This is a genomic window from Candidatus Methanomassiliicoccus intestinalis Issoire-Mx1, assembly GCF_000404225.1.
GTDB classification, from domain to species: Archaea; Thermoplasmatota; Thermoplasmata; order Methanomassiliicoccales; family Methanomassiliicoccaceae; genus Methanomassiliicoccus_A; species Methanomassiliicoccus_A intestinalis.
The window spans coordinates 1,918,602-1,931,651 of record NC_021353.1; the positions used below are offsets into that span (position 1 = coordinate 1,918,602).

Annotated in this window: 10 protein-coding genes and 1 tRNA gene; 3 read left to right on the forward strand and 8 right to left on the reverse strand. The window is 43.7% G+C overall.

Annotated elements, in window-relative coordinates:
• The 6 genes from H729_RS09290 to H729_RS09920 form a co-directional block, all read right to left on the reverse strand.
• Window positions 1-279: a 50S ribosomal protein L30e gene (locus H729_RS09290; protein WP_020449754.1), complete on the reverse strand. Its 279-nt coding sequence runs from the start codon at window positions 277-279 to the stop codon at window positions 1-3.
• Window positions 276-1,727, reverse strand: a complete 1,452-nt coding sequence (rpoA2, locus tag H729_RS09295; protein WP_020449755.1) for a DNA-directed RNA polymerase subunit A'' — start codon at window positions 1,725-1,727, stop codon at window positions 276-278. Before rpoA2 ends, H729_RS09290 begins: the two co-directional genes overlap by 4 nt.
• On the reverse strand, window positions 1,727-4,519 hold the full coding sequence (locus tag H729_RS09300) for a DNA-directed RNA polymerase subunit A' (protein ID WP_102030423.1): 2,793 nt from the start codon (window positions 4,517-4,519) through the stop codon (window positions 1,727-1,729). Before H729_RS09300 ends, rpoA2 begins: the two co-directional genes overlap by 1 nt.
• Window positions 4,519-8,118 carry a DNA-directed RNA polymerase subunit B gene (locus H729_RS09305; RefSeq protein WP_020449757.1) on the reverse strand — a complete coding sequence of 1,200 codons (3,600 nt, stop codon included), beginning with the start codon at window positions 8,116-8,118 and terminating at the stop codon, window positions 4,519-4,521. Before H729_RS09305 ends, H729_RS09300 begins: the two co-directional genes overlap by 1 nt.
• 6 nt (window positions 8,119-8,124) lie before the next feature.
• Window positions 8,125-8,394, reverse strand: a complete 270-nt coding sequence (locus H729_RS09310; RefSeq protein WP_020449758.1) for a DNA-directed RNA polymerase subunit H — start codon at window positions 8,392-8,394, stop codon at window positions 8,125-8,127.
• Between the two features lie 123 nt (window positions 8,395-8,517).
• A tRNA-Lys gene (locus tag H729_RS09920) sits at window positions 8,518-8,656 on the reverse strand.
• A 308-nt stretch (window positions 8,657-8,964) separates the two neighbouring features.
• On the opposite strand from H729_RS09920, the gene H729_RS09840 reads away from it, so the two are divergent.
• Window positions 8,965-9,135: a zinc finger domain-containing protein gene (locus H729_RS09840; protein ID WP_020449759.1), complete on the forward strand. Its 171-nt coding sequence runs from the start codon at window positions 8,965-8,967 to the stop codon at window positions 9,133-9,135.
• 10 nt (window positions 9,136-9,145) lie between these two features.
• Complete coding sequence (locus H729_RS09320) at window positions 9,146-9,412, forward strand: elongation factor 1-beta (RefSeq protein ID WP_020449760.1); 267 nt, start codon at window positions 9,146-9,148, stop codon at window positions 9,410-9,412.
• Window positions 9,413-9,457: 45 nt separating this feature from the next.
• On the opposite strand, the gene H729_RS09325 is transcribed toward H729_RS09320, so the two are convergent.
• Together H729_RS09325 and H729_RS09330 are read right to left on the reverse strand one after the other, a co-directional pair.
• Window positions 9,458-9,907 carry a PPC domain-containing DNA-binding protein gene (locus H729_RS09325; RefSeq protein ID WP_335324213.1) on the reverse strand — a complete coding sequence of 150 codons (450 nt, stop codon included), beginning with the start codon at window positions 9,905-9,907 and terminating at the stop codon, window positions 9,458-9,460.
• A gap of 59 nt (window positions 9,908-9,966) precedes the next feature.
• Window positions 9,967-11,310 (reverse strand): NAD(P)-dependent malic enzyme, encoded by a 1,344-nt coding sequence (locus tag H729_RS09330; protein ID WP_020449762.1) that lies wholly within the window; start codon window positions 11,308-11,310, stop codon window positions 9,967-9,969.
• A gap of 141 nt (window positions 11,311-11,451) precedes the next feature.
• Here H729_RS09330 and H729_RS09335 point away from each other — a divergent pair, with 141 nt between their 5' ends.
• On the forward strand, window positions 11,452-13,050 hold the full coding sequence (locus tag H729_RS09335; protein ID WP_020449763.1) for a radical SAM protein: 1,599 nt from the start codon (window positions 11,452-11,454) through the stop codon (window positions 13,048-13,050).

Genomic DNA, 13,050 nt, shown 5'->3' on the forward strand with positions numbered 1-13,050 from the left:
TCACAGCGAGAGAATATTTGAGGTACCCTTGTCTATGACAGCTAGGGCAGATACCGAGAATGGTTTTCCGCATAATGCGCCTAGATCCATGTTGGTTCCCTCATACTTGTAAACCTTTGTGTTGTGGTTTCCAGATTGGAGGAACTCACTCGGGCAATTAGCCGAGATGATTACAATTTTTGCATCTCCACTGTTAATTGCCTTCTCTGCCTGCTGCACGCCGTAGACCACTTTACCGGTGGTAGCAGCGGCCTTAATTGCTCTTCCTAAATCTATCATTCTTGTGCCTCCTTAGGCCGTTTCGGGGAGTATATCAGATTCACAGCTCCTGTTCCGAGCGTCACTGGTTGTCCCACTATAATGTTCTCAGCCACCCCGTCCAGGTAGTCTACTTCACCAGTAAGGGCAGCATGCAGAAGATGGGTGGCTGTTATTTCAAATGCTGCTCTAGCTAGTACACTAGATTTCCTACCTGATATGCCGTGTCTTCCTATGGCTTTGACGTCTCCATCATTAGTCATAAGGTCTGCGACCAGCATAATATGTCTTATGTCAACGCTCAAACCCTGTTCTTCCAGTGTTCTGGAAGCTTCATTTATGATCGAGTTACGAGCGGCTTCAACTCCCAGGACATCATAGATTTCCTGAATAGAGTTTGTGGTTGTACGTGTCTTATCGACTTTATCTTCATTGAGGACTTCACGCAGGTTGGATCCTGCAGTATATATGACGTATTCATTGCCCTGCTTACGCAGAATGGCTCTTTCAATACCGTCAAGACCTTGGATAACCGCATCGCGGCTTGCCTGGACAATTGCCTGAAGCTTCTTAAATGAAGGTTCGTCTGAAGATATTACAACCTGACCGTCTTCAACAGTTACCAATCCGCGGAGACGGCGGTCCTTGGACAGCTTCTCCTGGATTTGTTGAATAGTTATGTCTTTTTGTTCAAGCTTTACAGGATCCAGATGTACGACTACTTTCATGTTGGCGATATCTGTTTCGATGTCTGCTATGTCCAGCAAGGTAGTCTTTTCGATCTTTGAGGCTACCTTACGCACAATGTCGACATCTCCCATGTAAGCTGGTTCGATATGTACTTCCATCATTGGAGTTGACGGAACACGCCTTGCATCCACAATTTCAATGAGACGAGGCAGACCTAATGTAACGTTGATTTCAGCTACACCAGCGTAGTGGAAAGTACGCATGGTCATCTGAGTACCAGGTTCACCGATTGACTGAGCTGCCAGAATACCTGCCGACTCATTTGCATCCATCTGATGTTCACGATAACGGTCATATGACTTTTTCAGAACCTCAAGGATTTTTTCTTCTGGGATGATGATTCCTTCAATGCGGGAAGCGATGTTTGAAATCACACGCATCGGAAGAGTCATGTCGTTTTCCTCCAGCATTGTGAGCAGCTTTTCTTCCAGTTCGGTGTGTGCTCTTGATTTATCTACAAGATTGTAGTGAATCTTTTCTGCTGGAGCTTCCTGCTGTTTTTTGCTTGAGGATTTTTTTGTTTCACGCTTGGTAGTGGTTTTTCCTACCTTAGCAGAAACATCTGCGGCCTCTTCGCTTGTAAGTCCAGCATTTATCAGTTCTTCAACTGAAGCAGCTGAAACATCTCCAATAGTTGAATAGCTGGAGAGAAGTTTTTCGATTACTGCATCGCTAACGCCTCTCCTGCGGAGTGCATTTTGTGTATCTTTACGTGCCATCAGTCCTCACCTCCGCCACCGAGATCATATTCAGGCTCTTCCATTTCAAGATCATCTTCAGCAACAGCTTCCATAAGATCCTGTTCCATGGTCGCATAACCTGTCTGTTTCTTCTCCTCGATCTGAGAGATTATTTCAGCCTCATCACCGAGAACTTCTGTAAGAATATCGTCAATATCTACAGCCTCACCGCTGGCAGAACGGGTAGGATCTACTCCGTCTTCACCGTATTTCAGCTGAATGACCATATCTGCAGTGTTACGGACAGTACCGTCCTGCTTTAATTTGAGATCTTCCAGAGCGTTGATCAAACGGCGCTGCATGTAACCAGAACGAGATGTTCTGACCGCAGTATCCACAAGACCTTCCCTGCCTCCCATGGAGTGGAAGAAGAATTCTGTAGGGGTGAGACCGCTCTTGTATGAATTCTGTACGAATCCTTTCGCTTCTGCACCAAGATCTCCTTTCTTGAAGTGAGGAAGTGTTCTGTTCCAGTAACCTCTGGATAAACGTTCTCCTCTCACAGCCTGCTGCCCGATACAACCTGCCATCTGTGACAGGTTAAGCATAGACGCTCTTGCACCGGAACGGGCCATAATAACTGCAGGGTTTTCCATACCCAGATGGCGTCCTGCAATCTGACCTGCTTCATCTCTGGCACGTCCCAGAAGTTTCATTACTTCTACTTCCAAAGTTTCATCGAGAGAACGTCCTGGAAGCTGTTCTAAGATACCTTCACGGTATGCTTCGACCAGTTCTGAGACTTTAGTTACTGAATCAGCAAGCATTTCTTCTATCTGGCGGGTAGCTTCAGCAGGGATATCTTCATCATCGATACCAGTTGTGAAACCTCTTGCCATGATAGCTCCGATAGCCAGTTTGGTAACATTATTTAGGAAATCCTTGGCGGCAGTGGAACCATAATCATGTGCGATTTTATTGAGTATTTTTCCTTTGAATGCACCGATTGCATTTTCATCAATAGTTCCGCACAGGTGCTGTCCATCTCTGATTTTTACATAAGCATCCATATCACAGTTCTCTTTCAGACAAGTCTGGCAGTGACGGCAGATGGATGATTTGAATGTAATTCTGAAATCGTCCGGAAGAATCATGCTGAACATCTGATAGCCGGTCCAATACTTGTTCCCGTTTTCGTCAAAGTTTGGCTCGGGCATCTCGTCAAATTTAACTTTGCTGAGGATGTTGATTGTATCCTGAACATCAAAATGAGGATTCTTATGAGTCAGCAGGAAAGCTCCAGTAATGTGGTCGTGGATAGCTCCGATGATTGGTCCGCCGAATCTCGGAGAAAGAATGTGTTCCTGCACTCTCATGAGAATAAGAGCTTCTGCACGAGCTTCATCGCTCTGCAGAACATGCAGATTCATTTCATCTCCGTCAAAGTCGGCGTTATACGGAGGACAGACACAGAGGTTGAATCTGAATGTCTTCCAAGGCATTACACGCACAGTGTGAGCCATCATCGACATCCTGTGCAGGGACGGCTGCCTGTTGAAAAGCACAACGTCCTTGTCCATCAGATGTCTTTCAATGACATATTCTAATTCAAGTCCCTCGGCGATTGTTTCGGCGTTGCGCTCTGTGACTTTCATCCTTCGTCCATCTGGACGAATGACATAGTTTACACCTGGCAGATACTTTCCATTTTCAATAGCGGGATTGTTTCCCCTCTTGACCATTTCTCTGAGGGCTTCTATATTTGATCTGGTTGCACGAACCGGTACAGTAAGCTCTCTGGCTGCAGAGTAAGGCACACCAACTTCGTTAATTGACAAAGCTGGATCAGGAGAAATGACAGTACGAGCTGAGAAGTTGACACGCTTACCAGACAAGTTTGATCTAAATCTGCCTTCCTTACCTTTCAATCTCTGTACGAGAGTCTTTAGAGGCCTTCCGGATCTGTGCCTTGCAGGCGGGATACCGGAAGTCTGATTGTCATAATATGTGGTAACGTGGTATTGTAAAAGCTCCCACAAATCTTCAACGATAAGCTGCGGAGCTCCTGCGTCACGGTTTTCCCTGAGTCTCTGATTGATCCTCAGAACATCCACCAGTTTATGGGTCAGATCATCTTCGGATCTGTCTCCAGATTCCAGAGTAATTGAAGGCCTGACAGTTACAGGAGGAACGGCCAGAGCAGTCAAAACCATCCATTCTGGACGGCATGAAGCGGGATCAATACCGAGCGGAAGGAGATCATCATCAGGTATTCTCTCCAGACGCTCTCTTACCTCCTTAGGAGTGAGCTTATGACCGTCTTCGCGGAATGTGGTAGGTTTGTCAAGAGTTATTTTTCCCTGTATTTCACCGCAGTGAGGACAGACTGCATTTTTTGATGCATCCTTGGCTAGATCTTTAGCGAGGATACGATAATCGATAGCATCTCCGCCAAGCTCTTCTACCATTTCCATCTGTTTTGTCTTCTCAGCAGCTTCTTCCTGAGTCATAAGGAGATGACCGCAGGACTTGCAGGTAGACTGTAAAAGCTTCTTGATTTCTTTTACAAGTCCTACATGGATTACCGGCATTGCCAGATCAATGTGTCCAAAGTGTCCTGGACATTCGTCTACCTTGTTGCCGCAGGTCTTACATCTAAGACCTGGTTCAATGACACCCAGATGGGGGTCCATAAGACCCATGTCAATCGGGAAACCGTCATCATCATATGTGTCAGCAGTGATAACTTTGGTAGCTGACATCTTTCTAATCTCTTCCGGGGATAAGATTGAGAATTTAATTGATCCTATCCTTTTCGAGACACCACGCATCATCTTAAATCCTCCAGTTGAAGTCTCATGACGACACCAAGCGACAGCAGCTCATCCAACAGGAGTTTGAAAGCATAGCTCGTCTGAACAAGATGTACGTTGGTATTATTGTTGCACACAGGGCAGCGTACTACACCTCTGCGGTCCATCATAGAGATGTGTCCGCAGTTAGGATTTCCGCAGATATACAAAGCAGTACCATCGGATTCATCCAGAAGACGATCTTTGATAACCATTGCTGCACCGTGTCCGATAAGACAGTCTCTTTCCATTTCACCGAATCTCAGACCGCCCTGACGTGATCTTCCTTCAGTAGGCTGCCTTGTAAGTATCTGCACAGGTCCGCGGGAACGGACATGCATTTTTCCAGACACCATGTGGTGCAGTTTCTGATAGTAAATCACACCTGTGAACATGTTAGCTTCAAACATTTTTCCGGTAACACCGTCATACATCACTTCTTTACCAGTGTGCTTGAATCCATTGCGCACTAGTTCTTCTCTGAGAGCCTGTTCCTTTTCTCCAGAGAACGCTGTTGCGTCAATAGCTCTTGCTTCCATTGAACCGACCTTGCCTCCGATCATTTCCAGAACGTGGGCGATAGTCATACGAGATGGAATAGCGTGCGGGTTGATGACTAAATCAGGCGTCACACCATCGCATGTGAAAGGCATGTCTTCCTGAGGAACAAGAAGTCCTACAACTCCTTTCTGTCCATGTCTGGAAGCGAATTTATCTCCCAGTTCAGGAATTCTTTCATCCCTCACTTTCACTTTTACAAGCCTGGAACCATTCTCAGACTCAGTAAGCATTACAGAGTCGACCCAGCCCCTCTCTCCTGAACGGATAGTGACTGATGTTTCTCTCCTTTTCTGAGGAGTCAGGAAGTCTGTTTCCTCTTCAAGGAAACGCGGAGGAGAAGTTTTTCCAACTAATACATCACCGCCGCTGACTTCTGTCTCAGGGCAGATAAGACCATCTTCACCGAGAGTTGCATATGCCAGATCTGCACGGGCACCGCGCACGTCTGGATCAGGAATCTCAAAGTGATCTTCCTGTCCTCCAGGATATCTGCGCTCTTCTGCACGGTATGTCCTCATAAAGGTTGAACGTCCCAGACCTCTGTCGACAGACGCCTTGTTTAGGATTAAAGCATCCTGAATATTGTAACCGTTGTAAGACAAAATTGCCACAACGAAGTTTTGTCCAGCCGGACGGTCATTGAATGCGATGAAATCCATCGGTTTTGTCTGGACCATCGGCTTCTGCGGATAGTGCAGAAGATGCCCGCGGGTATCTGGACGCTTACGATAGTTGGTACAGCTCAAACCAAGAGACTGCTTTGCCATACCGGATCCCATAGTAACTCTTGGAGAAGAGTCGTGTTCAGGATAGGGAACAACGCTTGCGGCTACACCAAGGATGATCATTGGATCTATTTCCATATGGGTATGTTCACTGTTGAGCAGTATCGGAGCAGAATTGTCACCGTGGCAGTATTTGCATTTGAGAATGGCATGAGAATCATTTGTGCCGGGATTCATCCAGTCCAGATCAGTTGGTGAAAGAGCTCTGCCGCACTCACTGCAGCGTTCTGGAGGATTGTAAGGAACTACAGCGATGTAAGCGTCCTCTTCCTCTTCTGCATCGATCCATTCGATTACTCCTTCTCTGATAAGGTCTGTCCATTTCAGGTGGTCGTCCCTGATCTCTTCAATATGCCTGCGGGTAAGAGACAGTTTGCCATCACTTACTACCAGCAGCGGACGTCTGAGACGTCCTTCATCACAGTTGATGATTACTTCACCCATTTCTTCATCGAAACGGATGTTGATATCACTGGATAACAGACCCTGGCGTCTTCCAGCTCTTATGTCTGCAACCAGTCCCTTGGGGTTCTCTGTATTTCCTACCAGATCCCCGTTGACGTATACTTTTGCACCAGTACGAAGTTCGCCGCTTCTGACTTCAGTAACTCCGCGGTCGCGCAGAAGCCAATGTACGTCTTCTTCTCTGAATCCTTCTGATACATCAATGATCAATGATGCGTTCTTCACCAGACCGCAGTTCTGACCTTCAGGAGTTTCATTGGGGCATAGTCTTCCCCATTGAGTAGGGTGAAGATCACGGGCTTCGAAGTGAGGCTGTGAACGTGTAAGTGAAGATGTGACTCTTCTGAGGTGAGACAAAGTACTCATGTTAGAAGTACGGTCTAAAAGCTGAGATACACCAGCTCTTCCGCCTACCCAGTTTCCTGTGGCTAAAGCATGCAGGAGACGATGAGTCATAAGATCCGGACGGATTGATGAACCAATGCGCAGATTCTCTTTTTTACGTGAGAAATTGCGTTCCATCTGATACTTAAGATCCTTCATCAAGTTTGTAAATGCAACTCTGAACAGATCTTCCATAAGATCTCCGGAAAGCTTCAGACGCTTGTTGGCATAGTGGTCTTTGTCGTCTTCCTTTCTCATGCCGATGCTTAATTCAAGAACTGAACGAGCAATTCTGCCAAGGAAGTGAGCTTTCTTAAGTCTGTCTTCTTTGGTATCTCCGAGATGAGGAAGCAGTGAACGATCGATAATTGATTCTACTTTCTTTTCTCTGTATTCTTTTGCCTGTCCTGTAGCAAATTTACGTTCCAAGTAGGTGATGGCATCTTCGGTGGTGTAGATACCGTTTGGAGGGTAGAGTTTTTTGTCATGGCATTCTTCAATGTTTGCATAAACAATATTTGCCATCTCTGGAACAGAGACTATTGCATCGTAGATATCCTTATCATTCTCCATTCCCAAAGCTTTCATCAAAGCTACCAGCGGTATCTGTCCTGTAGCTGCCGGAACTGTGACTGTCAGAATTCCGTCTTTCTTCTTTTCAACAAGAGTAAGAGCACGGTATCCTTCCCTCTGCGAGAATACTTTAGCAACTTCCAGCTGGGTTCCGTATCTTTCATTATACTCCACCATTACACGGTTAGGAGCTAAGTCTTCCAACGAAATCAGAACTCTCTCTGTTCCGCCGATAAGGAAATATCCGCCTGGATCTGATGGATCTTCACCAGCCTCCATGAGCTTTAGTTTGTATTCTTCGTCTGTAAGCTCTTTGTCGACTTCGATGTTCTCTTTATAGAGATTGCAGCGCTTTGAGCGGAGCATTACAGGCAGATCGCCGATGTGGACGGTCTCCGGTTCTTTTTCAATACCGTCTTCAATAATTGTAAAATCAAGATAAATCGGAGCAAGGTAGTTGAGGTTTCTGAGTCTGGATTCCATAGGAGTCAAAGGATGTGTGGCACCGTTCGCTTCTCTTACAATCGGCAGCTGCACATGCATTGTAGGTCTTGACTGAGAGTCGATGAGACCGGTTTTTTCATCCCTCTTGCGTCCTACTCTTATTTCGATGATACGTCCTTCAGTTCTCTCAGGATCAAGACGTATCAGTCCGCGGTCCATATCATCCGCGGATACTCTCAGATTATCCACAATCTTCTGCATTCTGCTGTTCGGGTTGTCAAGAGTGGAGAGAAAATCATTAAAGCTCGATATATGGTGGTTAACAATACTTCTGTCTTTAAAATAGAGTTCTACTAAATCACGCACTTCTCTTCACCCCTTTACTTCCTTAATCACTAGGCGATAAGTGACGAAAGCCTCTGCAGTTGCACTCTTACGAATGATCTTAATAATACTTCCTTCTGGAATTGGACCATATATATTTTCCAGAAGCTTCACACATGCATCTCCTCGTCGAATTTTAGGAAGCTGGTCTTTTGTGATATTCAACTCTGCCAGTACTTTTTCAGCATCCTCTGGAGACAACAAATAGTGCTCCGGTACGAGATTATGCTCTAAAACGTTAAAATTGGATTCGACCACCTAATTCACCTGCTAGACGTTAAAATCGGGCATGGGGTTCCGCCATAAATTACAGTTAGAAAATATCCCTTCGAATGCGGACCGAACGTTACCCCTTCCATCGTTCTTCTACCTCGCTAAGAGCGGGCTCGCGGGGATTTTCGGAGTATACGGGAAGGCCGCATACTTTTCGAACCCCGGACCACCTGATTAAAAGTCAGATGCTCTTTCTAGGGTACTGAGGATTTTACTCCACAGTCCTACCTAGCTGAGCTACGAGCCCAATGCAAGCTTGTTTAGCATGCAGAGGGTTAGGTAAAGACTGCCCCTATATAATATTTTTCATCAAAATATCAGATTATCATGCCGAAGAGAGCATAGAGCCTTGAAAATCTACAAAAGAATCATAAAAGCTCTCAAGCAAGGTAGACATATCACCATGTTTTTGACATTTTAAGTTTTCTGATTGTGCACTGTCTTTGAGAATACTCATAATTTTCAGAGCCAACTCAGAGGATTTTCACAAAAAATAAAAGCGAATAATCTTAAATATCTAAATTTGACTGTATCGCTCAATTCCGGTGATTTAACATGGAAAACGAAAAGATTTGCAGTTCATGTGGACTCAGACTCGGAAAGAACGATGGAATGACGTTCTTCCAGTGTCCAGAATGTGGCGAAGCCGAAATTGGACGCTGCCCACAGTGCAGAGACCAGAGTGTTACATACACTTGCCCCAAATGCGGGTTCACAGGACCTTAAGGTGGATCTCATGGGAAAAGTAGCAGCAGTTCACAAGCTTATTCCAGAGAGTCCAGAAGTATCAACCGATCAGATCATAGCAGATATTCCAAAATATGTTCCTGAAGGAGTTGTCATCAGCAGCATGGTTGTAAAACCATTCGCTTTTGGTCTCAACATCATTGAAGTTACATCCATGATGAATGATGCTGAAGGTCTCATTGAAAAATTTGAAGACGCTCTAAGAACCGTACCAAATATACAGGGCGTAGAAGCAGACACAATCACTCTTGTGTGAATAAGAAATACTTACTCTGCAGATTTCTGCAGAGATCAAATAATTTTAAGGTTCTAATATTTCGAATCCAGTAGATTCATCTTTTATTTTTTTAGCGCTGCAGTCTGTAAGCTCGATTATGATTACTTCCAGAATCTGCCACACAACTGAGCCTACTCTGATGCATCCTGTAAGGCCTTCTCCATCTCTGCCGCATGAAACATGCATATGAAGTCTTGGAAGCCCGTCTTCACCCTCGAAAATTGTTCCGACCCCAGCAGTTTCATGAGGCGCATGAAGCGTATGATATAGAGGAGTTACAGGCCTGGCATCTCCATCTTCAGGTCCTACAGTCATTCTGCTGTTTTCATTTAGAGCTCCTACTGCCAGAACTGCTGCGGATTTTATATTATGTTGAACAGCAAACTCTTCCAGATATTTATGAACGATCTCGCCGTCTTCTAATTTTACAACGAAAACTCTGCCGATACCAGCTTCTGAATACTTCAGAATGATCCCTCCTTAAAAAAATTATGATTATGCGGGGTGTCCCGCATTGAAAAGATTGTTTATGCTTACTGTGGGAAAGGCTTGATGAATTCTTTGTCCATCAGCAGCTTTGTTTCATTTCTGGCTCTGGAAATGAGTTCTTCCGCACGGTGAGTGAGCTCATCTTTGCTGATGTTGATTCTTGCGATTCCCGTTTCAATTGCTTTCATACCGACAGCAACTGCTTCCCTGGTGAATACTTCCCAATCATCCATTGACGGAACGATGTATGATTCACTGAGGCCTTTGTCTTCGGCAGTCTTGGCAATCTCCAGAGCTGCAGCAATGCACATATCGTCTGTGATTGTCTTAGCCCTGACATCAAGAGCTCCTCTGAAAATACCTGGGAATCCAAGAGAGTTGTTAACCTGGTTAGGGAAGTCAGAACGTCCTGTTGCTATTACTCTTGCTCCGCCTTCCTCAGCTTCCCAAGGCCATATTTCTGGAATAGGGTTTGCTGTAGCGAATACGATAGCATCATCTGCCATGTTCTGGACCCACTCTTTCTTAATGACACCTGGTCCAGGTTTAGAAGCAGCTACTACGATATCTGCGCCCTTCATTGCAGCTTCTATATCTCCAACAACATTTTCAGCGTTGGAGTTTTCACACATAAACCATTTTTCTGCATGAGAGTTTTTGATATCTTCCCTACCTTTGTGGAGAGTTCCCTTGCTGTCTACCATTACAATATTTTTGATGTTGAATCCTGCTTTAACCATTATACGGGCAATTGCGATGTTGGCAGCTCCTGCACCGACCATTGCAACTTTTGATTCAGAAATCTTTTTTCCAACTACTTTGTGAGCATTAATAGCGCCTGCTGTAACAATGGTAGCTGTTCCCTGCTGATCATCATGCCATACAGGAATATCCATTTCATTTCTTAATCTGTCAAGGATCTCGAAGCACTTAGGATTTTCAATATCCTCTAAGTTAATTCCACCGAATGAAGGCCCCAGAGCCTTTACGGTCCTGATTATCTCTTCAGTATCTGTTGTATCTAAGCAGATAGGAACAGCATCGACTCCTCCCAGATATTTAAACAATAATGCCTTGCCTTCCATAACTGGAAGAGCTGCTTTAGGTCCGATGTTTCCTAATCCTAAAACTCTTGTACCATCAGACACGATGGCAATCATATTGCCTTTTGAAGTGTGTTCATAGACCTTATCAGGATTTGCATGGATATCTTTACAAGGCTCTGCAACACCAGGAGTATACCAAACTGCAAAATCGCTAAAACTGTGAACAGGGCACTTTGCAGTTACCTCAATCTTACCTTCATAATACGGATGATACTTCATGGCAAGTTTTGCCGGTTCATATGCTTTTTTCAGCATTTCTTCTTGATCCTTTTTATCGACCATAACAACAGTCTCCTAAAATGTTAATTTAGTTAGGCAAACCCTGTCACCGGGTTTAAATTTAGGCCTAAGACCACAAAACATTATATAAGAGCTTCGTAGCTGATGCTACGAATCTCGTAGACAATAATAGTGAGGACCTTCATGAAAGTAACTATATTAGACGGATACATTGATGAACCTGCATGTCTCGGAGTTCCACCATTTATTTCACCTCAAGTCAGAGCAGCCGCAGGCGCCGCTATATCTGCGGGTGCTGAAGTCGAATATATTACAATAGATAAAATCAGGAAAAATAATGCTGAATTAAATTCAGATGTTACATTATTCATGTCTGGAAATGCTGTTCCAGGAAAATACCTGAGAGCTATGCCCGCTTCAAAAAAAGAGGTGCTGGAAATAAGCTGTCATATTCCTGGAGTATCAATAATCGGAGGACCTGCAGCATTGGATTCAGAAATGTGTTCTTCTTTTGACTACTCATCAAAAAATGATCCTGCAGTTTCACTATATGAAATTTTGAAGGGAAAGGAAGTTTCTCAGAGATTAAGAAATTTAGAAGAGTGGAATGAGTGGCAGATCAAAGGAGCGCATATTGTAAAAGATCATCCTGATTTTCCTGATCCTCTGATAGCTGAAGTAGAATCTTACAGAGGATGCATCAGATACAAGTCAGGTGGCTGCTCATTTTGCATTGAACCGCTGAAAGGAGAACCGTTATTCAGACAGCCGTCTGATATAATAGAAGAATGTGCTAAATTAACAGAATACGGAGTTCATAATTTCAGGATAGGCGGTCAGAGTTGTATAATTTCATACATGGCTGATATCAGCAGCGGTGATCCTCCGCGGCCGAATCCAGATGCTGTAGAAGAACTATTTTCTGGACTTAGTAAATTGAATCCAAAAGTGCTGCATGTTGACAATGCTAATCCAGCTGTCATATCAACATATCCTGAAGAATCGAGAAAAATCATCAGAACTTTAGCAGCTTATTGCACACCAGGAAATGTTTTAGCGCTTGGTTTAGAAAGTTCAGATCCGCAGGTAAAGACTGCCAATAATCTCAATTCTTCAGCAGAACAGACATTAGAAGCTGTAAAAATTATAAACGAAGAAGGATCTAAAATAGGAAATAATGGGGTTTCAAAAATTCTTCCTGGCCTTAATTTTATAAGCGGTCTGGACGGTGAGAATAAAAATACTAATGAATTAAATATCAATTTATTAAATAAGATATTGAACGATGATTTATTATTAAGAAGAATTAATTTACGTCAGGTTATACCGCTTAGAAAAGAGTATAAAAAATCAGATAAACATTCATTCGTTAAATTTAAAGAAACAGTGAGAGAAAACATAGATCAGCCTATGTTGAAAAAAATGTTTCCTGAAGGGCGCATTTTGAAAGATGTCTATATGGAAATACATGATGGAAATTTCACATTTGGCAGACAGATAGGATCATATCCCATCTTGATTTGTATTCCATATAAAACAGAGCTTAACAGATTTGTTGATGTGTCAATTGTAGATTGGGGATATAGAAGTATAACTGCAGTTGAATTTCCTTTGAATGTAAATGAATGTTCCATAAAGGCATTGGAAGCTCTCCCAGGGTGCGGAAGAAAAAGAGCGACAAAAATTTTTATGTCGAGACCTGTTTTGAATATCGAAAAATTATCAGAAATAATAGATGATGATGGTGTTATCAAACGAATAAAAGATATTGTAACCTTTTAA